General features: G+C 66.6%; 21 protein-coding genes and 1 tRNA gene. 5 read left to right on the top strand and 17 right to left on the bottom strand.

The genetic code is table 11. The annotated features are described in order from the left end of the window. Nucleotides 1-15 precede the first annotated feature (15 nt). From typA to AC07O4_RS05225, 11 genes are all read right to left on the bottom strand, one after another. Nucleotides 16-1,851, bottom strand: a complete 1,836-nt coding sequence (gene typA, locus AC07O4_RS05275; protein WP_062479817.1) for a translational GTPase TypA — start codon at nucleotides 1,849-1,851, stop codon at nucleotides 16-18. Then, nucleotides 1,848-2,804 (bottom strand): tRNA pseudouridine(55) synthase TruB, encoded by a 957-nt coding sequence (gene truB, locus AC07O4_RS05270; protein WP_495303927.1) that lies wholly within the window; start codon nucleotides 2,802-2,804, stop codon nucleotides 1,848-1,850. Before truB ends, typA begins: the two co-directional genes overlap by 4 nt. Before the next feature lie 2 nt (nucleotides 2,805-2,806). After that, nucleotides 2,807-3,178 (bottom strand): 30S ribosome-binding factor RbfA, encoded by a 372-nt coding sequence (gene rbfA / locus AC07O4_RS05265; RefSeq protein ID WP_070060772.1) that lies wholly within the window; start codon nucleotides 3,176-3,178, stop codon nucleotides 2,807-2,809. A 21-nt stretch (nucleotides 3,179-3,199) separates the two neighbouring features. Continuing rightward, nucleotides 3,200-6,187, bottom strand: coding sequence for a translation initiation factor IF-2 (gene infB / locus AC07O4_RS05260; RefSeq protein ID WP_062479820.1), 2,988 nt, complete (start codon nucleotides 6,185-6,187; stop codon nucleotides 3,200-3,202). Between the two features lie 23 nt (nucleotides 6,188-6,210). After that, the gene (gene nusA, locus AC07O4_RS05255) at nucleotides 6,211-7,695 is read right to left on the bottom strand and encodes a transcription termination factor NusA (RefSeq protein ID WP_062479821.1); all 1,485 of its coding nucleotides are present in this window, start codon (nucleotides 7,693-7,695) and stop codon (nucleotides 6,211-6,213) included. Between the two features lie 17 nt (nucleotides 7,696-7,712). Beyond that, the gene (gene rimP, locus AC07O4_RS05250; protein ID WP_495303926.1) at nucleotides 7,713-8,342 is read right to left on the bottom strand and encodes a ribosome maturation factor RimP; all 630 of its coding nucleotides are present in this window, start codon (nucleotides 8,340-8,342) and stop codon (nucleotides 7,713-7,715) included. Between the two features lie 187 nt (nucleotides 8,343-8,529). Next, nucleotides 8,530-9,738: a YbfB/YjiJ family MFS transporter gene (locus AC07O4_RS05245; protein WP_495303925.1), complete on the bottom strand. Its 1,209-nt coding sequence runs from the start codon at nucleotides 9,736-9,738 to the stop codon at nucleotides 8,530-8,532. A gap of 19 nt (nucleotides 9,739-9,757) precedes the next feature. Then, complete coding sequence (locus AC07O4_RS05240; RefSeq protein WP_495303924.1) at nucleotides 9,758-11,401, bottom strand: ABC transporter ATP-binding protein; 1,644 nt, start codon at nucleotides 11,399-11,401, stop codon at nucleotides 9,758-9,760. Continuing rightward, nucleotides 11,398-12,441: an ABC transporter permease gene (locus AC07O4_RS05235; RefSeq protein ID WP_495303923.1), complete on the bottom strand. Its 1,044-nt coding sequence runs from the start codon at nucleotides 12,439-12,441 to the stop codon at nucleotides 11,398-11,400. The genes AC07O4_RS05240 and AC07O4_RS05235 overlap by 4 nt, the downstream gene beginning before the upstream one ends. Beyond that, the gene (locus AC07O4_RS05230; protein WP_062479827.1) at nucleotides 12,434-13,447 is read right to left on the bottom strand and encodes a microcin C ABC transporter permease YejB; all 1,014 of its coding nucleotides are present in this window, start codon (nucleotides 13,445-13,447) and stop codon (nucleotides 12,434-12,436) included. Before AC07O4_RS05230 ends, AC07O4_RS05235 begins: the two co-directional genes overlap by 8 nt. A 16-nt stretch (nucleotides 13,448-13,463) precedes the next feature. Then, nucleotides 13,464-15,296 carry an extracellular solute-binding protein gene (locus AC07O4_RS05225; RefSeq protein ID WP_495270877.1) on the bottom strand — a complete coding sequence of 611 codons (1,833 nt, stop codon included), beginning with the start codon at nucleotides 15,294-15,296 and terminating at the stop codon, nucleotides 13,464-13,466. Nucleotides 15,297-15,333: 37 nt separating this feature from the next. Here AC07O4_RS05225 and fabI point away from each other — a divergent pair, with 37 nt between their 5' ends. Both fabI and AC07O4_RS05215 read left to right on the top strand, forming a co-directional pair. Then, complete coding sequence (fabI, locus tag AC07O4_RS05220; protein WP_095745393.1) at nucleotides 15,334-16,116, top strand: enoyl-ACP reductase FabI; 783 nt, start codon at nucleotides 15,334-15,336, stop codon at nucleotides 16,114-16,116. Nucleotides 16,117-16,147: 31 nt separating this feature from the next. Further along, nucleotides 16,148-16,996 (top strand): DNA ligase, encoded by an 849-nt coding sequence (locus AC07O4_RS05215; RefSeq protein ID WP_307588410.1) that lies wholly within the window; start codon nucleotides 16,148-16,150, stop codon nucleotides 16,994-16,996. 45 nt (nucleotides 16,997-17,041) lie between these two features. Here AC07O4_RS05215 and AC07O4_RS05210 read toward each other — a convergent pair whose 3' ends face one another. Then, a complete protein-coding gene (locus AC07O4_RS05210) occupies nucleotides 17,042-19,339 on the bottom strand; it encodes an arginine/lysine/ornithine decarboxylase (RefSeq protein ID WP_139701637.1) in 2,298 nt (765 codons plus the stop codon). A gap of 216 nt (nucleotides 19,340-19,555) precedes the next feature. Here AC07O4_RS05210 and AC07O4_RS05205 point away from each other — a divergent pair, with 216 nt between their 5' ends. The 3 genes from AC07O4_RS05205 to AC07O4_RS05195 all read left to right on the top strand — a co-directional run bounded on the left by AC07O4_RS05205 (nucleotide 19,556) and on the right by AC07O4_RS05195 (nucleotide 21,096). Further along, the gene (locus tag AC07O4_RS05205) at nucleotides 19,556-19,981 is read left to right on the top strand and encodes an NfeD family protein (RefSeq protein ID WP_139701638.1); all 426 of its coding nucleotides are present in this window, start codon (nucleotides 19,556-19,558) and stop codon (nucleotides 19,979-19,981) included. Nucleotides 19,982-20,039: 58 nt separating this feature from the next. After that, on the top strand, nucleotides 20,040-20,969 hold the full coding sequence (locus AC07O4_RS05200) for an SPFH domain-containing protein (RefSeq protein WP_093239542.1): 930 nt from the start codon (nucleotides 20,040-20,042) through the stop codon (nucleotides 20,967-20,969). Nucleotides 20,970-21,005: 36 nt separating this feature from the next. After that, a tRNA-Ser gene (locus AC07O4_RS05195) sits at nucleotides 21,006-21,096 on the top strand. Between the two features lie 115 nt (nucleotides 21,097-21,211). On the opposite strand, the gene AC07O4_RS05190 is transcribed toward AC07O4_RS05195, so the two are convergent. The 5 genes from AC07O4_RS05190 to AC07O4_RS05170 are packed head-to-tail and all read right to left on the bottom strand — an operon-like array spanning nucleotide 21,212 to nucleotide 26,345. Beyond that, a complete protein-coding gene (locus tag AC07O4_RS05190) occupies nucleotides 21,212-21,955 on the bottom strand; it encodes a GntR family transcriptional regulator (RefSeq protein ID WP_447744332.1) in 744 nt (247 codons plus the stop codon). A gap of 58 nt (nucleotides 21,956-22,013) precedes the next feature. Next, nucleotides 22,014-22,775, bottom strand: coding sequence for an aspartate/glutamate racemase family protein (locus tag AC07O4_RS05185; RefSeq protein ID WP_159271731.1), 762 nt, complete (start codon nucleotides 22,773-22,775; stop codon nucleotides 22,014-22,016). A gap of 16 nt (nucleotides 22,776-22,791) precedes the next feature. Then, nucleotides 22,792-24,219 carry a dihydropyrimidinase gene (gene hydA, locus AC07O4_RS05180; protein WP_307588420.1) on the bottom strand — a complete coding sequence of 476 codons (1,428 nt, stop codon included), beginning with the start codon at nucleotides 24,217-24,219 and terminating at the stop codon, nucleotides 22,792-22,794. Nucleotides 24,220-24,265: 46 nt separating this feature from the next. Next, nucleotides 24,266-24,994 (bottom strand): maleate cis-trans isomerase family protein, encoded by a 729-nt coding sequence (locus tag AC07O4_RS05175; protein ID WP_495303922.1) that lies wholly within the window; start codon nucleotides 24,992-24,994, stop codon nucleotides 24,266-24,268. 25 nt (nucleotides 24,995-25,019) lie between these two features. Then, complete coding sequence (locus AC07O4_RS05170; RefSeq protein WP_062482552.1) at nucleotides 25,020-26,345, bottom strand: MFS transporter; 1,326 nt, start codon at nucleotides 26,343-26,345, stop codon at nucleotides 25,020-25,022. Nucleotides 26,346-26,429 lie beyond the last annotated feature (84 nt).

The following is a 26,429-nucleotide window of genomic DNA, read 5'->3' as shown; positions in this document are numbered from 1 at the left end:
CGACGGCGCCGGCGATCAGGCGGCCGTTTCGCGGCCGGCGCGCTTGCGCTCGTTTTCCTTCAGGAAACGCTTGCGCAGGCGCACGCTCTTGGGCGTGATTTCGACCAGCTCGTCGTCCTCGATGAACTCGACGCCGTATTCCAGCGTGAGGTCGATCGGGGGCGTGATCTTGATCGCGTCTTCCTTGCCGCTCACGCGGAAGTTGGTCAGCTGCTTGGTGCGCGTGGCGTTCACGACGAGGTCGTTGTCGCGGCTGTGGATGCCCACGATCATGCCTTCGTAGACCGGATCGTTCGCCTTCACGAACATGCGGCCGCGGTCGTCCAGCTTGCCCAGGGCGTAGGTGAAGATTTCACCGTCGTCCATCGAGATCAGCACGCCGTTCTTGCGGCCGCCGATGTCGCCCTTGTGCGGCTCGTAGCTGTCGAAGATGTTGCTGATGAGGCCCGAGCCGCGCGTCAGGTTCAGGAATTCGTTCGTGAAGCCGATCAGGCCACGCGCCGGAATGCGGTACTCCAGGCGCACGCGGCCACGGCCGTCCGGTTCCATGTTGACGAGTTCGCCCTTGCGCTCGCCCAGTGCTTGCATCACGCCGCCCTGGTGGCCTTCTTCGATGTCGGCCGTGACCATTTCGATGGGCTCGTGCTTCTCGCCGTTCACGGTGCGGAACACCACGCGCGGCTTGGACACGGCCATTTCATAGCCTTCGCGGCGCATGTTTTCCAGCAGGATGGTCAGGTGCAGTTCGCCGCGGCCCATGACTTCGAAGATGCCTTCTTCGTCGGTCTCGTTCACGCGCAGCGCCACGTTGTGCTGCAGTTCCTTCTGCAGGCGGTCCCAGATCTGGCGGCTGGTCACGAACTTGCCTTCGCGGCCGGCCAGCGGGCTGGTGTTCACGCAGAAGTTCATGGTCAGGGTCGGTTCGTCGACCTTGAGCATGGGCAGCGGCGCGGGGTTGTCCTTGTCGGTCACGGTAACGCCGATGCCGATGTCGGCGATGCCGTTGATCAGCACGATCTCGCCGGGGCCGGCTTCGGTCGATTGCACGCGGTCCAGGCCCTGGAAGGTCAGCACCTGGTTGACGCGGCCCTTGATGCTCTTGCCGTCCGGGCCTTCCATGACCAGCACGTCGGACATGGGCTTGAGCGTGCCCTGGCTGATGCGGCCCACGCCGATGCGGCCGACGAAGGTCGAGAAGTCGAGCGCGGAAATCTGCAGCTGCAGCGGCGCGTTCGGGTCACCCTTTTGCGACGGCACGTGCTTCAGGATGGTGTTGAACAGGGCCGACATGTCGGGGCCCCACTGCTCGCCAGGCGCGCCTTCTTCGAGCGACGACCAGCCGTTGATGCCCGAGGCGTACACCACGGGGAAGTCGAGCTGTTCGTCGGTCGCGCCGAGCTTGTCGAACAGGTCGAAGGCGGCATTGACCACCTTGTCGGGGTTCGCGCCGGGCTTGTCGACCTTGTTCACGACCAGGATCGGCTTCAGGCCCAGGGCCAGCGCCTTCTTGGTCACGAAGCGCGTCTGGGGCATCGGGCCTTCCTGCGCGTCGATCAGCAGCACCACGCCGTCGACCATCGACAGCGCGCGTTCCACTTCACCGCCGAAGTCCGCGTGGCCCGGGGTGTCGACGATGTTGATGTGCGTGCCTTCCCAGGTCACGGCGCAGTTCTTGGCCAGGATCGTGATGCCACGTTCCTTTTCGATCGCGTTGTTGTCCATCACCGTGTCGACGACCTTCTCGTGCTCGGCGAAGGTGCCCGACTGGCGCAGCAGCTGGTCGACCATGGTGGTCTTGCCATGGTCCACGTGGGCAATGATGGCGATATTGCGGATTTGCTTGGTACTCATGGTGTCGCTTCGGTCTGTGGTGCGTTCAAAAGAATTTGCTGAATTTCGATGGGGTTCAGCAAGCGCCCCGGGATCAGTTCGCCGGCGCTCACGTGGGCGGTGCCCAGGAACGCCTGCGGGTCGGTGCCGAACACGGCCACCGCCTCGGCATCGGCCCAGCCGCCACGGCGGCGCAGGCCCGAGAGAAAACGTGCGGCATCTTCGGCCGCGAGCGTGACGCGGCTGTGGCCGTCGACCAGCGCTTCGGGAGGCAACAGGCGTGCCAGGCGCTCGTCCTCGGTCATGGCTTCGAGCGCTTCGATGGTGACGCATTGCGCCTGCCCGAAGCCGCCCGTGGCCGTGCGGCGCAGCGAGGTGAGGTGCGCGCCGCAACCCAGCGCCTCGCCGATGTCCTCGCCCAGCGTGCGGATGTAGGTGCCCTTGCTCACGCTCGCAACGATGCGGATGCGGGTGTCATCCAGCCGGGTCAGCGTGAGCTGGTGAATGACGACGTCGCGCGGTGCGCGCTCGATCTCGATGCCTTCGCGCGCGTACTCGTACAGCGCCTTGCCGTCTTTCTTGAGCGCGCTGTGCATCGGCGGCACCTGGCGGATCGGGCCGGTGAATTGGGCCTGGACGCGGGCCAGGTCTTCTGGCGACACCTGCACCGGCCGTTCGGCGATCACCTCGCCTTCGGCGTCACCCGTGGCGGTCTTGACGCCCAGGCGCGCGACCGCCTCGTAGGTCTTGTCGGCGTCCAGGTGCAGTTGGCTGAATTTGGTGGCGGCGCCGAAACACAGCGGCAGCACGCCTGTGGCGAGCGGATCGAGCGTGCCGGTGTGGCCCGCTTTTTCGGCGCGCAGCAACCACTTGGCCTTTTGCAAGGCCTGGTTGCTGGAAAACCCCAGCGGCTTGTCGAGCAGCAACACCCCATGCACAGGGCGCCGCTGCACCCGTGTGCGTGGCGCGTTCATCGCTAGTCGTCTTTCGAGCGCGAAGCAACGGCCTGTGCGATGAGCGCATTCATGTCGGCCGCACGCTCGGTGGTGCGGTCGAACAGGAAGTGCAGCGTCGGCACGGTGTGGATGTGCAGGCGCTTGAACAGGCCGTTGCGCAGGAAGCCCGCGGCCTGGTTCAGCGCTTCGGTGGTCTCGGCCACGTCGCCCGTGAGCAGGCTGAAGAAGACCTTCGCATGCGCATAGTCGGGCGTGACCTCGACCGCCTGGATCGTGACCATGCCCACGCGCGGGTCCTTCAACTCGCGCGCGATCAGCTCCGTCAGATCGCGCTGGATCTGGTCGGCGACCTTGAACGCGCGGTTGGGTGCGGCTGCTTTTCTTTTCGGCATGGACTCTTTCGCGTCGAACGCTTACAGCGTCCGGGCGATTTCCTTGATCTCGAAGAATTCGAGCTGATCGCCTTCCTTGATGTCGTTGTAGTTCTTGAGCTTGATACCGCACTCAAAACCTTCGCGGACTTCGCGGACATCGTCCTTCATGCGCTTGATCGAGTCGACTTCGCCGGTGTAGATCACCACGTTGTCGCGCAGCAGGCGGAAATGCGCGCTGCGGTTGACCGAGCCCGAAGTGACGTACGAGCCGGCCACGGTGCCGATCTTCGAGGCCACGAACACCGTGCGGATCTCGGCCGAGCCGATGATCTCTTCGCGGCGCTCCGGTGCCAGCATGCCCGACATCGCGACCTTGATCTCGTCGACGGCGTCGTAAATGATGCTGTAGTAGTTCAGCTGAACGCCATTGCCTTCGGCCAGCTTGCGCGCACCGGCATCGGCACGCACGTTGAAGCCGATGACCACTGCCTTCGACGCGATCGCGAGGTTGATGTCGCTTTCGCTGATGCCGCCGACGCCGGCGTACACGATCTGCACCTTGACTTCTTCGGTCGCCAGCTTGAGCAGCGACTGAGCCAGTGCTTCCTGCGAGCCCTGCACGTCGGCCTTGATGATGATGCGCAGCGTCTGCACTTCGCCGGCCGACAGGTCGGTGAACATGTTCTGCAGGTTCGCGGCTTGCGCCTTGGCCAGCTTGGTGTTGCGGAACTTGCCCGCGCGGTAGGTGGCGATTTCGCGCGCACGGCGCTCGTCGGCCATCACCATGAACTCGTCGCCCGCCTGCGGCACTTCGGTCAGACCCTGGATTTCGACCGGGATCGACGGACCTGCCGACTTGGTGGCCTTGCCGTCTTCGTCCAGCATGGCGCGCACGCGGCCATAGGTCGAGCCGGCCAGCACCACGTCGCCGGTCTTGAGCGTGCCGGACTGAACCAGCACGGTCGCGACCGGGCCGCGGCCCTTGTCCAGCTGCGCTTCGATGACCAGGCCCTTGGCGGCGGCATCCACCGGCGCCTTCAGTTCCAGCACTTCGGCCTGCAGCAGCACCTGCTCGAGCAGGTCGTCGATGCCCTGGCCGGTCTTGGCCGACACCGGCACGAACGGCACGTCGCCGCCGTACTCTTCGGGCACGACCTCTTCGGCCACCAGTTCCTGCTTCACACGGTCCAGGTTGGCGTCGGGCTTGTCCACCTTGTTGATCGCAACCACGATCGGCACACCCGCCGCCTTCGCGTGCTTGATGGCTTCCTTGGTCTGGGGCATGACGCCGTCGTCGGCCGCCACCACCAGGATCACGATGTCGGTGGCCTGCGCACCGCGGGCACGCATGGCGGTGAACGCCTCGTGACCCGGGGTGTCGAGGAACGACACCATGCCGCGTTCGGTTTCCACATGGTAGGCGCCGATATGCTGCGTGATACCGCCGGCTTCGCCCGCGGCGACCTTGGCGCGGCGGATGTAGTCCAGCAGCGAGGTCTTGCCGTGGTCGACGTGACCCATGACGGTCACGACCGGTGCGCGCGGCAGGGCTTCGGCCTGTTGCGCCGACACGTCCTCGTCGGTGAAGGCTTCGGGGTCGTCCAGCGCGGCAACCACCGCGTTGTGGCCCATTTCCTCCACGATGATCATCGCGGTGTCCTGGTCGAGCGACTGGTTGATGGTCGCCATCATGCCCAGCTTCATCAATTGCTTGATGACTTCCTGCGCCTTCACGGCCATCTTGTGCGCGAGCTCGGCGACCGTGATGGTCTCGGGCACGTGCACTTCGAGCACGCGCGCCTCGACCGGTGCGGCCGGTGCGTGCTGCTCGTCATGACCGCCACGGTCGTTGCCGCGACGGCCGCGCGGGCCTCCGCGCCAGTTGCCGCGGCTGACACCCCCGCTGGCATCGCCGCGGGTCTTGATTTCCTTCTTCTTGGCAGGATCGCCGGCCCAGCTCGACGAGAGCTTGGCGGATTTGACTTCCTTGCCAGCACCGGCAGCGGCGGGCGCTGCGGCGCCAGGGGCCGCAGGGGCGCCCGGGCGGCCCGGCGGCGTGGCCGGCTTGTGCAGCGTGCCCTTGACCGTCGACTTTTCAGGCTGCGGCTTCTCGGGCGCCTTATGCGGCACCAGCACGCGGGCCGGTGCGTTCATCATGGCGCGGATGGCTTCGGCTTCGGCCAGGGCCTTGCGGCGACGCTCGTCGAGATCCTTGGCGCGGGCGGCTTCTTCGTCGGCACGGGCCTTCGATTCGGCGGCGGCCTTGGCCTTGGCGTCTTCCTTGGCTTGCGTGGCGGCGTTCTGTGCGGCCAGCTTGGTGTCGGCGGCCTGCTTTTCGGCAACGGCAGCGGTTTCTGCAGCCGCAGCAGCGGCAGCCACAGCGGCCGGCGCGGCCGGGGCAGCCACCGGCTGCTTCGCGGCTTCCTTGGCCGAGGCGGCGGCGGCTTCAGCGGCCTTCTTCTCGGCGGCGATGCGCGCAGCTTCCTGCTCGGCCTGTTCGGCGCGCTCGGCCTTTTCGGCCTGCTCGCGTTCGCGGGCTTCGGTTTCTTCGCGCTGGCGACGCTTCTCGGCCAGCTCTTCTTCCTGGCGGCGGATCAGCTCGGCCTGGCGGCGTGCGTCTTCCTCGCGGCGGGCCAGTTCGGCTTCGTCGATCTGGGGCGCGGCCGGTGCGGCGGACGTTTCGGCCGCCTGCTGCTGCGCGCCTTCGGCCGTGGCCGGGTGGCCTTCATCGCGCTGGATGAAGGTGCGCTTCTTGCGCACTTCGACCTGGATGGTGCGGGCGCGACCGGTGGCGTCGGCCTGCTTGATCTCGCTGGTCGACTTCTTGGTCAGCGTGATCTTCTTGCGCTCGGGCTCGGCCGTGCCGTGGCTGGCCTTCAGGAAGCCGAGCAAGCGCTGCTTGTCGGCCTCCGTGAGTGCATCGGTGGCGGCCGCTTTGGGCACGCCTGCGCTCTTGAGCTGGTCAAGCAAGGTTTCGGGAGTCTTCTTGAGCTCGTTCGCGAACTCGGCGACAGTAGTACTGGACATATTGCTTTCGTGCCTCCATACCGTCACTCTTGGCCGGCGAACCAATGTTCGCGGGCTTTCAAGATGAGGGCTTTGGCGTCATCGGCGCTCAGGCCGGTGATTTCGGTGAGTTCATCGACCGCGAGGTCGGCCAGGTCGTCACGGGTGTTCACACCCGCTTCAGCCAGCTGCGGAATCAGGTCGGGATTGAGGCCTTCGAGGTCGCGCAGGTTCTGCGAGACGGTTTCGACACCTTCTTCCTTGGCGATTTCCATGGTCAGCAGCGCATCCTTTGCACGGGCACGCAGCTCATTGATGGTGTCTTCGTCGAAGGCCTCGATCTCAAGCATCTCGGAGATCGGCACGTAGGCCACCTCCTCGAGGCTGTTGAAACCTTCCGAAATCAGGATGTCGGCGATTTCCTCGTCGACATCGAGCTTTTCCATGAAGAGCTTGCGGCTGGCATCGGTCTCGGTCGCCTGCTTCTGGGCCGACTCGTTCGCGTCCATGATGTTGATCTTCCAACCGGTGAGGTCGGAAGCCAGGCGCACGTTCTGGCCGCCGCGGCCAATGGCGATCGCGAGGTTTTCCTCGTCCACCACCACGTCCATGGCGTGTTTTTCTTCGTCGACCACGATCGACGAGACGTTCGCCGGCGCCAGGGCGCCGATCACGAACTGGGCCGGGTCTTCGCTCCACAGCACGATGTCCACGCGTTCGCCGGCGAGTTCGTTCGTGACGGCGTTGACGCGGGTGCCGCGCACGCCGACGCAGGTGCCGATCGGGTCGACACGCTTGTCGTGCGAGAGCACGGCGATCTTGGCGCGCGAACCGGGGTCACGGGCGCAGCTCTTGATTTCGAGCAGGCCTTGTTCGATCTCGGGCACTTCCTGGCGGAACAGCTCGATCATGAACTCGGGGGCCGAGCGCGACAGGATGATCGGCGCGCCGCGCAGCGTCAGGTCGACCTCCATGATCATGGCCCGCACGCGGTCGCCGTTGCGCAGGTTTTCCTTGGCGATCATCTCGCTGCGACGCAGGCGGCCTTCGACGCGCCCGGCTTCCACGATGATGTCGCCCTTGTCCAGGCGCTTGACGGTGCCCACGAAGATCTTGTCGCCGCGCGACATGAAGTCGTTGAGCAGCATCTCACGCTCGGCGTCGCGGATCTTCTGCAGGATCACCTGCTTGGCAGCCATGGCACCGATGCGCCCGATCGGCACCGAATCGACGGATTCCTCGATGTATTCGTCGACCTCGATGTCGGGCATCTCCTCACGAGCCTCAAAGAGCAGGATCTCCTGGTCGGGCAGTTGCAGGCCGGCTTCATCGGGCACCACGTGCCAGCGGCGGAAAGTTTCGTAGTCGCCGCTGTCGCGATCGACCGCCACGCGGATATCCACGTCACCCTGATGGAGCTTCTTGGTGGCTTGCGCCAGTGCGGATTCGACCGCGCCGAAGACCACGTCGCGCTCGACGTTCTTCTCGCGCGAGATCGCATCCACCAACATCAACATTTCGCGATTCATGCCACCACTCCTCTTGTTCAGTCCGGAACGTTCATTCCGTCGTCAATATCCGAAAAACCCGGTTGGGTTTTGGCCTTGCGGCCCTTGAAATCCACAATCGGCGCGAGCCGCGCATCGCGCAGCTCGTCCAATACGAAGCCCAGCGCATGCAACGGTGCAGGCGCGCGCTTCTTGCTCACTTTTTGACCCGGCTTGGTCTCGGGCGCATCGCTCCAGACGATCTGCCAACCCGAACCGCCTTCAGCACGCTCCAGCGTGCCGCGAAACTTCTTGCGATTGGCCGACACCTGGCCCGCCGCGGCAGCACCCATGGGAGCCTTGAGGGTGATGTCGATCACCGCGCCCACGAATCGCTCGAAATCCTGTTCATTGCGCAAGGGGCGATCGATACCGGGCGAGGAGACCTCGAGCCGCTTGTAATCGACCGCATCGACTTCCAGCGCGAATTGCAGCTGGCGCGTGACCTTCTCGCAGTCTTCCACCGTCACGAAGGGTTCGGGCACGCCGGCCGCCACTTCTTCAGAGGTGGGGGGCGTCCAGGGCAAATCAATCGTCACGCGCAGCAATCCACCGGCCGAGCGTTCGACCTCGACCAGGTCGTAGCCGAGACCGGCCACGGTTTGTTCTACTGTTTGCTGCAATGCCACGTGTTTGAAAGCGCCTTCTGAATCAATGCCCAAGCCGCAGCACCCGCCCACCACGGATGCCACGACGCCAAATAATTGCTGCTTGAGAATGCATAGACCAAAAAAAACGGGCGGTTGGTACCCGCCCGTTTGGTCGTGAGCCTCGAATTATATGCTATTCGCGTGCATAAATGAAGGACATCGGTATTCAGGCGGCCACAGGGCGCCGGTATTTCGACCAGACCACGGCAAACAGCACCGCGCCCAGGGCCAATGCGGCCGCCGCCACCAGCAAAGGCAGCTCGAAAGAACCGGTGCGCTGGGCCAATGGCGCCGCAAACAGCGGCCCGATGATCTGCCCCACCCCGTAGGACGCCGTGGCATAGCCGATCAACCCGGCCGCGGCATTCCCGCGCAGCCGTCGAGCTTCCCGCATGGCGAAAAGCGTGATGGCGGTGAAAGGCATGCCGAGCAGCAGGCTGCCGAGTGCAAAACCCGCAATGGTCGGCCAGGCCACTGAAAAAACAACGCCGAGCGCCTGCAATGCATAAGCGGCGGCCAGCAGCAGCCGATTGTCCCAATGCACCGGGGCGCGGGCGCCGATCAATGCGCCCGGAATGATGGCTGCGCCGAACAGCGGCCAGAAGAAATCCGGCCACGGCGATCCCGGCAGCGCCTGCCGGGCGATCACGGGCAGGAAGGTGGCGGTAATGATGTAACCAAAGCCTGCCAGCCCATAGAGCACGACCAGCCAGATCGCATCGCTGCGCGCTGACGCCGATCCCGAAGCACCGCCCGCAGCAACAGCCGGACTCGCCGCCGCCCCGCCAGCCACCGCCCCCACCCGCTCGCCGTCATCGAACACCCGCCAGATCACCGCGATCAGCACCACGGCCAGCAACCCGAGGCCGATCCAGCCCGCTTCCGAACCCCAGCGGCCGAGCGCACCGCCCAGCAACCCGGTCATGGCGATCCCGATGCCCGGCCCGGTGTAGATCACGCCGGCCAGCGTGGGCGCGTTCGTCTCGGCCAGCCGGCGCAGCCCCCAGCCCGAGGCGAACACGAAGACCCAGGCGCTCATCACCCCGGCCGCCGCGCGCAGCACGCCCCAGCCGATGAAGCTGTGCAGCAGCCCCATGCCGACCAGCAAGGCCGCCGTGGCCAGCAACCCGCCGCGCACCATGCTCGACGCCTTGATGCCGATGGCCGCGCAGCTGACCGCGCCGAAGAAATAGCCCAGGTAATTAAGAGACGCCAGCAAACCGCCGCCGGCCAGCTCGAGCTTTCCCTCGCTCAGCATGATGGGCAGCATGGGCGTGAAGGCGAAGCGCCCCAGGCCCATGGCCACCGCCAGCGTGACCATGCAGGCCAGCGCCGCGCGCCAGGCACCGCGCCGGTCGTGTCCGATATTCGACATTTCCACCCGTCTCCGTTTTTTATTCCAGTAGCGCCGCTGCCACCAGCTTCTGTGTGTAGGGATGCTCGGGGGCGTCGAGGACGCGCAGGGCCGGCCCGGATTCGAGGATCGCACCGTCCTTCATCACGATGACCTGGTGCGCCATGGCGCGGATCACCTCGACGTCGTGGGTGATCAGGAGGTAGCTCAGCCCCCGCTCGCGCTGCAGCCGCTGCAGCAGGCCGAGCACCTGCTTCTGGATGGTCACGTCGAGCGCGCTGGTGGGCTCGTCGAGCACCAGCAGCCGCGGATCGACGATCAGCGCCCGGGCGATCGCCAGCCGCTGGCGTTGCCCACCCGAGAACTCGTGCGGATAGCGGTCGAGCAGCGCGGGAAACTGCGCCTCGCTCAACCCCACGTCGGCCAGCGCCGTGAGCGCGCGCGCCCGGCGGGCCGCGGCGTCGAGCTCGGGCGCATGCACGCGCAGCCCCTCGCCCACGATCTGCTCGACCGTCATGCGCGGCGAGAGCGACGAGAACGGGTCCTGGAACACCACCTGCATCGTGCGGCGCAGCGCGAGGTCGGAGGCGCGGTCCACCGCCCAGCCCTTCCCCGTCACCTGCAGCTCGCCCCGGTGCTTGAGCAGGCCGAGCGCGGCCAGCGCCAGCGTCGACTTGCCCGAGCCCGATTCGCCGACCACGCCCAGCGTTTCGCCCGGCGCAATCCGGAAATCGGCGCCCTGCACCGCGACGAACTCGCCTTTGCGGAACCAGCCCGCAAAACCAGGGCGCGACACCGGATAGCTCACGCGCAGCGCCCGGGCCTCGAGCACCGGCGGCGCCGCGCCATCGGCGGCCGCCTCGGCCACGTCGCGCGCCGGATGGCTGTCGATCAGCTTGCGGGTGTAGGCATGCTGCGGCGCCTCGAACACCGTGCCCACCGGACCGTGCTCGACGATGTGGCCGCGCTCCATCACCGCCACGCGGTCGGCGAAACGGCGCACCAGATTCAGGTCGTGGGTGATGAGCAGCACGGCCATGCCGTATTTGCGCTGCAGGTCGGCCAGCAGCTCGAGGATCTGTGCGCGCACCGTGACGTCGAGCGCCGTGGTCGGCTCATCGGCCAGCAGCAGGCGCGGCTTGCAGGCCAGGGCCATCGCGATCATGGCGCGCTGGCGCTGCCCGCCCGACAGCTGATGCGGATACGACCTCGCCCGCCGCGCCGGCTCGGGAATTCCGGTGTCGGCCAGCAGCTGGACGGAAGCCTCTTGCGCGGCACGGGCCGACAGCCCTTCGTGCAGCTCGAGCACCTCGGAGATCTGGTCGCCCACGGTGTACAGCGCATTGAGCGCGGTCATCGGCTCCTGGAAGATCATCGCGATCTCCTTGCCGCGGATGCCGCGCAGCTCGCGCTCCGGAATCGACAGCAGGTCGCGCGCACCGCGCTGCGCCTGCGCCCCCGACAGGGTTGCCACCCCGGCGAGGTCGGCGTTCTGCACCAGCCGCAGCAGCGACAGCGCCGTGACCGTCTTGCCCGAGCCCGACTCGCCGACCAGCGCGAGCTTTTCGCCCGCCGCGATCTGCAGGTCGATGCCATGCACCACCGGCTTGCCGCCGAAGGCGACGCGCAGCCCCTTCACGTCGAGCAAGGGCTGGTTCTTCGTCGTGTCGCGCATCGTCGTCATTTGTCGGCCTTGCGGGGGTCGAGCGCATCGCGCAGCGCGTCGCCCATGAAGGTCAGCAGCATCAGCGTGACGACCAGCACGCAGAAGGTGGACAGCGAAATCCACCAGGCGTCGATGTTCCCCTTGCCCTGGCTCAGCAGTTCGCCGAGCGACGGCGTGCCGGGCGGAACGCCCAGCCCGAGGAAATCGAGCGAGGTCAGCGCCAGGATGGCCGCGCTCATGCGGAACGGCAGGAAGGTGACGACCGGCACCATGCTGTTGGGCAGGATGTGGCGCCACATGATCTGCAGGTTGCCCACGCCGAGCGCGCGCGCGGCGCGCACGTAGTCCATCTGGCGGTTGCGCAGGAACTCCGCGCGCACGTAGTCCGACAGCCCCATCCAGCCGAACAGGCTCAGCAGGATCAAGAGCAGCGACACGCTCGGCGTGAAGATCGCGCTGAAGATGATCAGCAGGTACAGCTCGGGCATCGCGCTCCAGATCTCGATCAGGCGCTGGAAGGTCAGGTCGATCTTGCCGCCGAAGAAGCCCTGCACGGCACCGGTCGCGATGCCCAGCACCACCCCGACCACCGTGAGCGCCAGCGCGAACAGCACGCTCACGCGAAAGCCGTAGATCAGCTGGGCCAGCAGGTCGCGCCCGCGCTCGTCGGTGCCCAGCAGGTTCGCGTGCGAGGGTGCGGCGGGGTTCGGCGGCTTCGAGAAATAGTTGAGCGTGGCCGGGCCGTAGCGGTTGGGCGCATACAGCGCCCAGTTGTCGCCCTGCGTGATGCGCTGCTCGATGAAGGGGTCCAGGTAGTCGGCCGGCGTTTCGAAATCGCCGCCGAAGGTCTTCTCGGAATAGTCGCGCAGCACGGGGAAGTAGGTCTGGCCTTCGTAGCGCACCACCAGCGGCTTGTCGGTGGACAGCACGTCGGCGAACAGGCTCAGCACCACCAGCGCCGAGAAGACGAGCAGGCTCCAGAACCCCAGCGGGTTGCGGCGGAAACGGCGCCAGGCACGGCGCCCGGGGCTCACGGACACGGCGGCGGCTTCAGTCAAACTTCACCCTCGGATCGACCCAGACGTAGCAAAGATCGGAGATGAGCTTGGTCACCAGCCCGATCAGCGTGAACAGATACAACGTGCCCAGGAACACCGGGTAGTCGCGCCGCAGCACGCTCTCGTAGCTCAGCAGGCCCATGCCGTCGAGCGAGAACAGCGTCTCGATCAGCAGCGCGCCCGAGAAGAAGGCGCCGATGAACGCCGTCGGAAAGCCCGTGATGATCGGGATCAGCGCATTGCGGAACACATGCTTCCACAGCACCTGACGCTCGGCCAGCCCCTTGGCGCGCGCCGTCAGCACGTACTGCTTGCGGATTTCCTCGAGGAAGGAGTTCTTGGTGAGCATCGCGGTGATCGCGAAGCTGCCCAGCACCATGGCGGTCACCGGCAAGGTGATGTGCCACAGGTAGTCGACGATGCGCGCGCCCCAGCTCAGCGACTCCCAGTTCGGCGAGGTCAGCCCGCGCAGCGGGAACCACTGCAGCTGGCCGCCGAAGATCACCAGCAGCGCCACGCCCAGCACGAAGCCCGGGATGGCGTAGCCGACGAGCACCAACAGCGTCGTGAAGAAGTCGAAGCGCGAGCCCGCCCGCACGGCCTTGGCCACGCCCAGCGGTACCGCGATGAGGTAGCTGATGAAGAAGGTCCACAGCCCCAGGCTGATCGACACCGGCAGCTTCTCCTTGATGAGCTGCCACACGTCCTTGCTCTGGAAGAAGCTCTTGCCCAGGTCGAAGCGGGCGAACTGCTTGAGCATCTGCCAGAAGCGCTCGGGGGCCGGCTTGTCGAAACCGTAGAGCGCCTTGATCTCGGCCACCTGCTTGGCGTCGAGCGTGCGGCCGGTGGGACCGCCCGAGATGCGGTTCTCCTTGTTGGTGAGTTGCGAGAGCAGCTGCTCGGCCGGACCGCCGGGCACGAACTGCACGATGGCGAAGTTGAGCAGCAGCACGCCGAACAGCGTGGGAACGATCAGCAGGAGGCGTCGGATCAGGTAGGCGGCCATGCGTGTTCTTGTTCTCTTACTTGGCGCTCGGCTCGATCCACCACATCGTCAGCATCGCCGACCCCGCCAGCAGGCGCTGCGGCAAGGGCGCGTCCGGGCGACGCAGCTTTCGCTTGTGGGCAATGAAATACTGCTTGCCGTAGTACATCGGGGTCATGTAGTGCTGGTGGAGCAAGTAGCGGTCCAGCAACCGGGCAGCTGCGGCAAGCGAGGCGCGGTCGTGGCTGTTGACGATCACCTCGACGATCTCGTCGACCACCGGGTCGCTGATGCCGCTCAGGTTCTGGCTGCCCTTCTCGCTCGCCGATTTCGAGCCGAAGTCGTCGTACAGCTCATTGCCCGGACTCGACGAGCCACCGACGAGGCTGATGGCCATGTCGAAATCGAAGTCGTCCAGCTTCTTCTTCAGCAGGCTCGGGTCGCGCAGGCGGTAGTCCAGCCGGATGCCCAGCTTGCCGAGGTTGCGCGCATACGGCGCGAGCACCACGCCCGAGCTGCGGTCGGCGATGTCGATGGTGATCACGAACGGCGTGCCGGCCTTGTCGCGCAGCGCGCCGTCGCGGTAGGTCCAGCCGGCCTCCTTGAGCAGTTCCTGCGCCTTCACGAGATTACGCCGCAGGCCTTCGGCGGTGTCGCCGCTGCTGTCGGGGCGCGGCAACTCGCCCTTCGTGTTGTCGAGGTAGCGCTGCCGGGTCTTGAGCTTGTCGATCAGCGCCTGCTCCTCGGGGCTGACCTCGGGCTGGGCCATGAGGTCGTCACTGTTCTGGAAATAGCTCTGGGTGCGCCCGCGGCGGCCGTAGAACAGGTGGGCGTTGAGCCAGTCGAAGTCGAAAGCCAGCGCCAGCGCCCTGCGCACGCGCATGTCGGCGAAGCGCGGCTGCCGCAGGTTGGGCGCCAGGCCCTGCATGCCGGTGAAGCGGCGGTGCGCGATCTCTTCCTTGACCAGCTCGCCGGAGTCGAAGCGGCGGCCCTTGTAGCGGCGCACCCACGCGATGATCGAGCGCTCTTCCATCGCGTCGAGCGCGCCGGCCTTGAGCGACTCTTCTTCGCCGAGCGAGTCCTTGAAATACTGGTACGACACCGTGTCGTAGTTGAACATCCCCTTGCGCACCGGCAGGTTGGCGGCCCAGTAGTCCGGGCGCCGGCGGTAGGAGATGAACTTGCCGAAATCGACCCTGTCCACCACGTACGGCCCGCTCGCGATCGGCGCCTCGGTCACGATCTGGTCGAAGGGCTTGCCCTTGCCCCAGGCGCTGGAGAACACCGGCAACCCACCGATGATCATGTGCAGCTCGGCGTTCTGGCGCACGAAGTCGAAGCGGATGGTGCGTTCGCCCGTCACCACGGCCTCCTTGATGTCGGCCCAGTACGAACGGAAGGTCGGCCCGGCCGCCTTGCTGCGCAAGGTATCGAAGGAGTACTTCACGTCCTTCGCCAGCACCGGCGAGCCGTCGGAAAACCGCGCCTTGGGGTTCAGCCGGAACGTGACGCTCAAGCGGTCGGGCGCGAGCTGGATGTCTTCGGCCAGCAGGCCGTACTGCGAGAAAGGCTCGTCCTCGCTCGGCGTGGTCAGTGAGTCGAAGAGCAGGCCGTACTCGGAGAACACGAAGCCGTTGGCGCTGTAGCCCATGCCCACCGGGGGCACGCCGCGCAAGGTGAAGGGGTTGAGCTTGTCGAAGCTGCCGGCGGCCGACAGGGTCAGGTCGCCGCCCTTCGGGGCGTTGGGGTTCACGTAGTCGAAATGCGTGAACGACGCCGGGTACTTGGGCTCGTAACCCATGCCCAGCCCGTGCGCCGCCCACGAGGGCAGCGCCAGGAGCGCCAACATCCAGAGCAGCCAACCTCGCATGCGAGAATTCTGCCCAAGATTTTCACGAGGCAACTTCATGGGCTTTCTTTCCGGCAAGAAACTGTTGATCACCGGTGTGTTGAGCAATCGCTCCATTGCATATGGCATTGCCAAGGCCTGTCACGACCAGGGCGCGGAACTCGCCTTCAGTTATGTCGGCGAGCGATTCAAGGACCGTATCACCGAATATGCCGCAGACTTCGGCTCGAAACTGATTTTCGACTGCGACGTGGGCGACGACGCGCAGATCGACAAGCTCTTCACCGACCTCGCGCAGACCTGGCCCAAATTCGACGGCTTCGTGCACAGCATCGGCTTCGCCACGCGCGAATCGATCGCCGGCGACTTCCTGGAAGGCCTCTCGCGCGAAGGCTTCAAGATCGCGCACGACATCAGTGCGTACAGCTTCCCGGCCATGGCCAAGGCGGCCCTGCCCTACCTCAACGACAAGTCGGCCCTGCTCACGCTGACCTACCTGGGTGCCGAGCGCGCGCTGCCCAACTACAACACCATGGGCCTGGCCAAGGCCTCGCTCGAGGCGTCGGTGCGCTACACAGCCGCCTCGCTCGGCCCGAAGGGCATGCGCGTGAACGGCATCAGCGCCGGCCCCATCAAGACGCTCGCCGCCAGCGGCATCAAGAGCTTCAGCAAGATCCTCACGGCCGTGGCCGACGCCTCGCCCATCCGCCGCAACGTGACCATCGAGGAAGTCGGCAACGTGGCTGCCTTCCTGCTGAGCGATCTGGCCAGCGGCGTGACCGCCGAGATCACCTACGTGGACGGCGGCTTCAGCAACGTGGTCGGAGGCATGGCGGAGTAATTTCCCCTCTCGGCTCCCAGCGCCTGCCACCGTGTTGAACCGACGCACCCTCCTCCTGTTCGCGGGACTGGGCGCAGCCCTCTCGGGCCGCGCCGCGTTCGCACGCGCCGCCGCGCCCGCCCTGATGCTGGCCGAGGTGTACCGCCCCGGCATGTCGCTCGCGGGCTACTGGGTCAGCGAGAAGTTCGACGGCGTGCGCGGCTACTGGGACGGCCAGAAGCTCTGGACCCGTGGCGGCGAGCCCGTCATGGCACCGGCGTGGTTCACCGCCTCGCTGCCCAAGCAGCCGCTCGACGGCGAACTGTGGGCGGGACGTGGCCGCTTCAACCACACGATGTCGACCGTGCGCAGCCAGACGCCCAGCGACACCGCCTGGCACGAGATCCGTTTCATGGTGTTCGACCTGCCCGCCCAGGGCGGCGACTTCAACACCCGCCTCGCGGCGCTGCGCAAACTGCTGCCGATCACCGACGCGCCCTGGGTGGTGGCCGTGCCGCAGCAGCCCGCCACCACGCACGAGGACCTGCAGGCGCTGCTCGACAAGACCGTGAAGATGGGCGGCGAAGGCCTGATGCTGCACCGGGGCGCGTCGATGTACCGCGGTGAGCGCAACAACGACCTGCTCAAGGTCAAGCCCTTCGAGGACGCCGAGGCCCGCGTGGTCGCGCACCTGCCCGGCAAGGGCAAGCACCACGGCCGGCTCGGCGCGTTGATGGTCGAGATGCCCGACGGCCAGCGCTTCCGCCTCGGCACCGGCCTGACCGACGCCGAGCGCGACCAGCCGCCGCCGATCGGCAGCCTGGTGACCTACCGCTACAACGGCACGCACCCGAGCGGGTTGCCCAAATTCGCCCGCTTCATGCGCGTACGCGAAGGCTAGCCTCGCCTTCGCAGACCGTGCCCCTCACCGGGGCACGCTCCTCTCTCAGCTTGCCTTGCGCACGCAGTCCGCGTAGTACCGCTTCTTGCCCGTCTCGTCGATGCGCGCCACCAGGCCGTGGATGTCGGTCTCGAAGCCCGGGCACTGCAGGTTGAACTCGCGCGAGAACTTCAGGTAGTCGACGATCTTCTTGTTGAACACTTCGCCCGGGATCAGCAGCGGAATGCCCGGCGGGTACGGCGTGATCAGGCTGGTGGTGATGCGGCCTTCGAGCTCGTCGATCTCCACGCGCTCGGTCTTGCGGTGCGCGATGTGGGCGAAGGCGTCGCTGGGCTTCATGGCCGGCGTCAGGTCGCTCAGGTACATCTCGGTCGTGAGGCGAGCCACGTCGTAGCGCGCGTACAGCTGGTGGATGTGCTGGCACAGGTCGCGCAGGCCCAGGCGCTCGTAGCCCGGGTGCTGCTGGCAGAACTCGGGCAGGATGCGCCACATCGGCTGGTTGCGCGCGTAGTCGTCCTTGAACTGCTGCAGCGCCGTGAGCAGCGTGTTCCAGCGGCCCTTGGTGATGCCGATGGTGAACATGATGAAGAAGCTGTAGAGGCCCGTCTTCTCCACGATCACGCCGTGCTCGGCCAGGAACTTGGTCACCACGCTGGCGGGGATGCCGGTCTCGGCAAAGTTGCCTTCCAGGTCCAGGCCCGGCGTCACGATGGTCGACTTGATCGGGTCGAGCATGTTGAAGCCGTCGGCCAGCTCGCCGAAGCCGTGCCAGTTGCGCGGCGACTTCTTGCTCTTGGGCTTGCCGTTCTTCTCGCCGTGCATGATCCAGTCTTCGGCACGGCCGATGCCTTCGTCGACGAGCTTCTCGGGGCCCCAGACCTTGAACCACCACTCGTCCTTGCCGAACTCTTCCTCGACCTTGCGCATGGCGCGGCGGAAATCGAGCGCTTCCAGGATGCTCTCTTCCACTAGGGCGGTGCCGCCGGGCGGCTCCATCATGGCGGCGGCCACGTCGCAACTCGCGATGATCGCGTACTGCGGGCTGGTCGACGAGTGCATCAGGTAGGCCTCGTTGAAGAGGTCGCGGTCGAGCGCGCGGTTCTGCGAGTCCTGCACCAGCACGTGGCTGGCCTGGCTGATGCCGGCCAGCAGCTTGTGCGTGGACTGCGTGGCGAACACCAGCGATTCCTTCGGGCGCACGCGGCGCTTGCCCATCGCGTGGTAGGCGCCGTAGAACGGGTGGAAGGCAGCGTGCGGCAGCCAGGCCTCGTCGAAGTGCAGCGTGTCGACGTAGCCGTCGAGCATGTTCTTGATGGTCTCGGTGTTGTAGATCACGCCGTCGTAGGTCGACTGGGTGAGCGTCATCACGCGCGGCTTGACCTTGTTCGGATCGACGTCGGCCAGCAGCGGGTTGGCCTTGATCTTGGCCTTGATGGCGCTCTGCTCGAACTCGCTCTTCGGGATCGGGCCGATGATGCCGAAGTGGTTGCGCGTGGGCTTCATGAACACCGGAATCGCGCCGGTCATGATGATCGCGTGCAGGATCGACTTGTGGCAGTTGCGGTCCACCACCACCACGTCGTCGGGCGCCACCGTGTGGTGCCACACCATCTTGTTGCTGGTGCTGGTGCCGTTGGTCACGAAGAAGCAGTGGTCGGCATTGAAGATGCGCGCCGCATTGCGCTCGCTGGCCGCCACCGGGCCGGTGTGGTCGAGCAGCTGGCCCAGTTCTTCCACCGCGTTGCAGACGTCGGCGCGCAGCATGTTCTCGCCGAAGAACTGGTGGAACATCTGGCCCACCGGGCTCTTCAGGAACGCCACGCCGCCCGAGTGGCCCGGGCAGTGCCACGAGTACGAGCCATCTTCGGCGTAGTCGATCAGAGCCTTGAAGAACGGCGGCTGCACGCCTTCCAGGTAGCTCTTGGCCTCGCGGATGATGTGGCGCGCCACGAATTCGGGGGTGTCCTCGAACATGTGGATGAAGCCGTGCAGCTCGCGCAGGATGTCGTTCGGGATGTGGCGCGAGGTCTTGGTCTCGCCGTAGATGTAGATCGGCACGTCGGCGTTCTTGCGACGCACCTCGCCGATGAAGCTGCGCAGGCTCAGCACGGCCGGGTCGAGGTCGGGGCCGACCGAGAACTCTTCGTCGTCGATCGACAGGATGAAGGCGCTGGCGCGGCTTTGCTGCTGCGCGAACTGGCTCAGGTCGCCGTAGCTCGTGACGCCCAGCACCTCGAAGCCCTCGCTTTCGAAGGCCTGCGCGAGCGCGCGGATGCCGAGGCCCGAAGTGTTTTCGGAGCGGAAGTCCTCGTCGATGATGACGATGGGAAAGCGAAATTTCATGAGCGGGGCTCCGGACAGGCAGTCAGACAGGCAATGAGCGAGGCGCGAAGTGTACGGAATTCGGATGACGGATTGCGTCAGGCGCCTGCAAGCCCCGCCGGGCACGCCGGCCCGAGCAGCCCCAGCGGGCGCCATATCCCTACGCGACACAGGCGCATGGCGCGCCATGCCGCAGAATGGCGAAGGTCCAAGTAACAAAAGAAGAGAGGAGTTGCCATGGGAAATCCCACCTTCTGGTGGTTGATCGCCGGCGCGGCCATCGTGGCCGAGTTGTTGTCCGGCACGGTGTACCTGCTGCTGCTGGCCGCCGGCTTCGCCGCCGCAGCCATCGCCGCGCACCTGGGCTTCAGCCTCGTCACGCAGCTGCTGGTGGCCGCCGTGGTCGGCGTGGGCGCGGTCGTGACCTGGTACCTGATCCGCCGCAACCGCCCTGCCGAGCCCTCCAGCGAGGCCAACCGCGACCTCAACCTGGACATCGGCGAGAGCGTGTACGTCGATGCCTGGAACCTCGACGGCACCGCCACCGTGCGCTACCGCGGCTCGCAATGGACCGTCGTGCTGCGCGCGGGCCATGCGCCCTCCACCGGCGAGCATCGCGTGGTCGAGGTGGTCGGCAGTCGCCTCGTGGTCGACAAGATCTAGCAGATCTAACAGTTCAATCGGTCAGTCAGAAAAACGCATTCGAAAAGGAAGCAACACCATGGAATTTTCAGTTCCTCTCATCATCCTGGTCATCGCGATCATCTTCATCAGCCAGTCGGTCAAGTTCGTGCCGCAGCAGAACGCATGGGTGCGCGAGCGCCTGGGCAAGTACCACGGCACCATGACGCCCGGCCCGAACTTCCTGATCCCGTTCATCGACCGCGTGGCCTACAAGCACAGCCTGAAGGAAATCCCGCTCGACGTGCCCAGCCAGATCTGCATCACGCGCGACAACACGCAGCTGCAGGTCGACGGCATCCTGTACTTCCAGGTGACCGACCCGATGCGCGCGAGCTACGGCTCGTCGAACTACATCGTGGCCGTGACGCAGCTGGCACAGACCTCGCTGCGCAGCGTGATCGGCAAGCTCGAGCTCGACAAGACCTTCGAAGAACGCGACGTGATCAACGCCCAGGTCGTGGCCGCCATCGACGAGGCCGCACTCAACTGGGGCGTGAAGGTGCTGCGCTACGAAATCAAGGACCTGACGCCGCCGAAGGAAATTCTGCTGGCCATGCAGGCGCAGATCACCGCCGAACGCGGCAAGCGTGCGCTCATCGCCGCCTCGGAAGGCCGTCGCCAGGAACAGATCAACATCGCCACCGGCGAACGCGAAGCCTTCATTGCCCGCTCCGAGGGCGAGAAGCAGGCGCAGATCAACAACGCGCAAGGTGAAGCCGCTGCCATCACGGCCGTGGCCACCGCCACCGCAGACGCCATCGAGCGCGTGGCCGCCGCCATCCGCCAGCCGGGCGGCGAACAGGCCGTGCAGCTGAAGGTGGCCGAGCGCGCCGTCGATGCCTACGGCAAGGTGGCTGCCGACTCCAAGACCACGCTCATCGTGCCGAGCAACATGACCGAGACGGCCGCGCTGATCTCGTCGGCCATGCGCATGATCCAAACCGGTAAAAGCTCTGGCCCGACCTGAAAACGGCTGAAAACCCGCGCTACAATCGTGGGCTCAGGAGCGGTGGATGAGCGGTTTAAGTCGCACGCCTGGAAAGCGTGTGAGGGTTAATAGCCCTCCGCGGGTTCGAATCCCGCCTGCTCCGCCAAAACGATGCCCCAGTAGCTGCCAAGCTGCTGGGGCTTTTTGTTTGTTGGGCACCCGCAATGGGTCTGCCTGTGCCTTGCGGACATCGGGCATGCCGTTGCCCGACCTCCTCCGGTTCAGCTGAACACGCTTTCGAGATCGACCTCTTCCGCGCTGTCGTCCAGCTTCAGGCTCTGCTCGATGTGGTCGAGGTGATGCAGCATCAGCTTCTCGGCCCGCGCGGCGTCGCCGCGGTTCACGGCGGCGACGATCTCCTCGTGCTCGTCGGCGCGGCAGCTGGTGGCCGTGGGGGCGTCGTACAGCGAGATGATCAGGCAGGTCAGCACCGACAGCTCGCGCATCGAACGCGCCAGCGCCGAATTGCCGGCCAGCTCGGCCAGCAGCACATGGAACTCGCCCGACAGCCGCACGATGGCACGCTTGTCGTCGCGGCGCCGTGCATCGGCCTCGAGCTCGATGTGGCGTTGCAGGCGCTCCCGCTTGGCGTCGTCGAGCGTGCGGATGAGGCGGCGCAGCACGCCGGGCTCGATGAGGCGGCGGGCCTCGAACACGTCCTGCGCCTGCTCGATGGTGGGCTTGGCGACGAAGGCGCCGCGCTGCGGCACCAGCTCGACGATCTGCTCGTGCGCCAGCCGGGCCAGCACCTCGCGCACCTTGGCGCGGCTGGTCGCGAAGATCGTGGCCAGCCGGTCTTCGCCCAGCTTCGTGCCCGGCGCGAGACGGTGTTCCAGGATGGCGGCCGAGATCTTCTCGGCGATCTCATCGACGCTGTGTTCGCGGACAGGGGTGGCACCGGTCGTGCCGGTGGCGCCAGTCGCGCCGTTCGCGCTGGTCTTGCGGGCTGGGGCTTTGGTGGGCATCGGCGCCGATTCTATCGACGCCCCCTCGAGGCTGCAGAGCGCCACGGGGCCCACCGCCTCAGCCTGGCGCGCGGGCGCCGTCGCGTGCCAGGAGCCGCGCCAGCGCCTCGGGCAGCCCGTGGTTCGGCTTGATCGGCGGCGGCGCAAAACTGCCCAGGCGCGCCGGCGCGGGTGCCAGCGACACGAGCGTCTGCGCATGGCACACGGCGCTCGACACGCCGTCGACCACGGGCACCGGAATGCGGTCCTTGATGGAGCGCGCCAGCCCCGCCAGCGGCGCGCCGGCAATGATGATCACGTCCGCGCCGTCGTCCTCGATGGCCGACATGCACAGGGCCTCCAGGCGCTGGCCGTGGTCGTCCTGCACATGGCCGATGTCCTTGAGCGGACCGTCCAGGCTGCGGATGCTCGCCAACCGGTCGATGAGGCCGTTGGCCTGCACGCACTCCCGGTACCACGCCGTGATGCGCCGCGAGATCGCGACGATCGAGAAGCGCTTGCCCAGCAGGCACGCACTCATGAGCGCGGCTTCGGTGAGGCCGACCACGGGGATGTCGAGCGCCTCGCGCAGGCCGTCGATGCCGGGGTCGCCGAAGGCCGCGACCACGATGGCGTCGTGCCGCGTGTGGTGCTCGGCCGCGAGCGTGGCGGCCGCGTAGGCGCCGATCAGCGATTCGAAGCGGGTCTCGATGTAGGCCACGCCGAAGGGCGCCGTGAGCACCTCGATGTGCGTGTCGCTCGCGGCTGCACGCCGGGCCTCGGCCGCGATCAGGTCGGAGACGCTTTGCGAGGTGTTGGGGTTGATGAGCAGCAGGTTCATGGCGATGGCTCCAGGTTCAGGCGGGTCGGCGGCTCGGCAGCAAGGTGGGCTCGCCCCGGCGCAGGAATTCTCCGCGTCCGGCGCGCGGATGGAAGCGTTCGCCGTCCCACACGACCTCGCCGCGCGCCAGCGTCAGCGCCGGCCAGGCCTTCACCTCGATGCCCTCGTAGGGCGTGTAGTCGACGTCGTGGTGCAGGTCGGCGTTGCGGATGGCGCGCGGCGTGGTGCCCCAGACCACGAGGTCGGCATCGGCACCGACGGCGATCGTGCCCTTGCGCGGGTGCAGCCCGTAGGCCTTGGCGGGGTTGGTGGACGTCAGCTCGACGAACTTGTTGATGGTGATGCGCCCGTCGAGCACGCCGTGCGAGAACAGGAGCGGCAGCCGCGTCTCGATGCCCGGAATGCCGTTCGGGATGTGGCGGAACGCGACCTCTTCGCCGCCGGGCTTCTTGCCCTCGGGCGCGTCGTAGCGGAACGGCGCATGGTCCGACGAGAAGATCGTGAACAGCCCGTCGGACAGCCCGTTCCAGATCACCTGCTGGTTCTCGCGGTTGCGCGGCGGCGGGCTGCAGACACAGCGCGCGCCCTGGTAACTGTCGTCGATGCCCAGGTCTTCGGCGGTCAGGAACAAATACTGCGGACAGGTTTCGGCGAACACGCTCAGGCCGTGCGCGCGCGCCCAGCGGATCTGCTCGACGGCTTCGCGCCCCGACACGTGCACGATCATGATCGGCACGTCGACCAGCTCCGACAGCGCGATGGCGCGGTGCGTCGCCTCGCGCTCGACCAGCATCGGCCGCGAATGCGCATGAAAGCGCGGCGCGGTGCGCCCGCTGGCTTCGAGCCGCTTGGTCAGCCACTCGATGCAGTCGGCGTTCTCGGCATGGATCATGGCCATCGCGCCCTGCTCTCTCGCCACCGACAGCACGTCGAGGATCTGGCCGTCGTCCAGCTTCAGATCGTCGTAGGTCATGTAGATCTTGAACGAGGTGTAGCCCTCGGCGATGAGCTGCGGCAGCTCGTGCTTGAGCACTTCCTCGGTCGGATCGCTCACGATCAGGTGGAAGGCGTGGTCGACGTGGGCGCGGCCCTCCGCGCGCTGGTGGTAGTCCTGCACGGCGGCGCGCAGCGACTGGCCCTTCTGCTGCGCCGCGAACGGAATCACGGTGGTCGTGCCGCCGCAGGCGGCGGCGCGGGTGCCGGAGCCGAAGTCGTCGGCCATGCGCACGGGTGGCTCCATCGGCTGGTCGAGGTGGCAGTGGGCGTCGACGCCGCCCGGCGTCACGTAGCGGCCGGCGGCGTCGATCTCCTGCCGGCCGGGCGGCAGGCCGAGGCCGAGCTGCACGATGCGGCCGCCGGCGATGCCGATGTCCGAATCGAAGGTGTCGCTGGCGGTGGCAACGCGGGCGTTGCGCACCACGAGATCGAGGTCGCGGAAGGTCATGGTCTTTCTTTGCTTTTCTGTCTGTTTCGGGGGCGGTGGCGAACGCTCAGGCTGTTGCGTCGAACAGCCGGCCCCAGCCCTTCACCGCGCCCGGCGCGACGCCGACCGTCTTCAGAGCGCGCCAGACCACGGTGGCCACCGAGTCGTAGATCGGGATGCCGAGCTCACGCTCCATCTCCTCGACCAGCTGCGCACCGCTGAGGTTGGTGCACATGATGGTGATCGCGTCGGGGCGCTGCTGCGCCACTTCGCGCAGCATGCGGCGCAGCGTGTCGGGCTCGACCTCGCTGAACGAGAAGTTCACCGTGAGGTCCAGGTGGCGCTCGGCCACGCAATCGATGCCGATGCCCGCGTAGTTGGCGACGATGCGCCGCTGCACGTCCTCGACGTACGGCGACACTAGCCCCAGCGTGCGCGCGCCCTGCGCGGCCAGCAGTTCGTTGAGCGCCAGCACCGAGGTGGTCGCCGGGATGCCGGTGGCCTCGGTGATGCGCGCGCACAGCGCCTGGTCTTTCTCGAAGCCGAGCCAGCTGGCCGAGGTTCCGCTCCAGCAGATGGTGTCGACGCGTGCGTCGGCCAGCAGCCGCGCGGCCTCGAGGATCTTGCTGTCGTCGAACTGGTTCAGCGACGCATCGCGCATCGAGATCTCGGTGACGGTGAAGCGCGAGAAGTGCGCCGAGACGCCGGGCACGGCCGCGACCATCGCGCTGGTCAGCGGCTCGAGCGCGGTGTTCGAGGACGGCGTGAGCACGCCGATGAGTTTGCGAGAGGTCATGGGATGGAAGTCGGGGTGGTTGGCATCAGACCGGCAGCTTCTTGCTGTAGTCGATCAGCATCGTCGAGCAGACGAACAGGCCCGCACCGGCTGCGGTGAACAGCATCAGCGCCATGAAGTACGAGCCGGTGGCCTGCACGATCAGGCCGACCACGATCGGCACGCCGATGCCCGCCACGTTGCCGCCCAGGTTCATCGTGCCGCCCAGGAAGCCGACCCGGGCACGCGTGCCGAGGATCGACGGCACGCACCAGAACAGGCCGCACCAGCGCAGGAAGAACAGCGTGACCGACAGCAGCACGACCACCGCGACCGGGTCCGTGATCCGCGTCACCATGAAGATGGCGATGGTCGCGATGATCGACGAGATGCCGAACAGCGTGCGCAGCACCTTGCTCTGCGAGGCGCCGGCCGCCATCCACTTGTCGGCCAGCCAGCCGCCGAACATTTCGCCGACGAAGCCCGAGAAGAACATGATGAACACCGCGCCACCCATCTGCTTGATGTCGAAGCCGTGCACCTTCGACAGGTAGTTGGGCATCCAGGTGAGCAGGCCGTAGAACAGCGCGTTGAAGCACATCCAGCCGAAGAACATGCCCCACACCGAGCGGTAGCGGAAGAAGTCGAGCACGCGGCCGCTGGCATTGGCCGATTCCTTGGCGGCGTCGGCGGCGTGGCTGGCCTCGATGTAGCGCGCCTCGGCTTCGTTCACGTCGGGATGCTGGCGCGGATGGTTGCGGATGTAGCGCCAGGCGAAGTAGCCGGCGATGACGGTGCCGACGCCGGCGATCACGAAGGCCAGGCGCCACGAGCCGAGCACGGCGATCAGCGCCGAGATCAGGATCGCGCCCAGCGCCGCGCCCAGGGGCGCACCGCCGTCGAGCAAGGTGGCGCCGCGCCCGCGTTCGGTCTGCGTCATCCAGATGCCGTTGAGCTTGCCGCCCGCCGGATAGATCGGCGCCTCGGCGGCGCCCAGGCCCAGGCGCGTCAGCAGCAGGGGCACCCAGCCGGTGCAGGCCGCAGCGATGGCCTGGAAGAAGCCCCAGCCCACGGTGGCGCCGGCAATGACGACGCGCGGGCCGAAGCGGTCGGCCAGCATGCCGCCCGGAATCTGCATCAGCGCATAGGTCCAGAAGAACGAGCTGAGCAGCAGGCCCTGCACGGCCGGGCCGATGTCGAACTCCTTGGCGATCAGCGGCATGGCCACCGAGAGCGAGGCCCGGTCGATGTAGTTGATCGAGATCAGGAACAACATCATCAGGAAGATCTTCCAGCGCACCTTGGTGGGCTGGAGGGCGGCGTCGGGTGCTGCGGCGGTCGCCTTGGCGCCGTCCGTCATGGTGTTTTGCATCGGTTTGTCTCCTTGCAGTGGCACGGATGCCAGCTTGCAAGGAAACGACCCGGCACGCTGGCGAACTTTGCAGTCGCGGGTCGG

Source organism: Variovorax sp. GW821-FHT09D04 (assembly GCF_059416405.1).
This window is presented reverse-complemented; position numbering and strand designations above follow the sequence as displayed.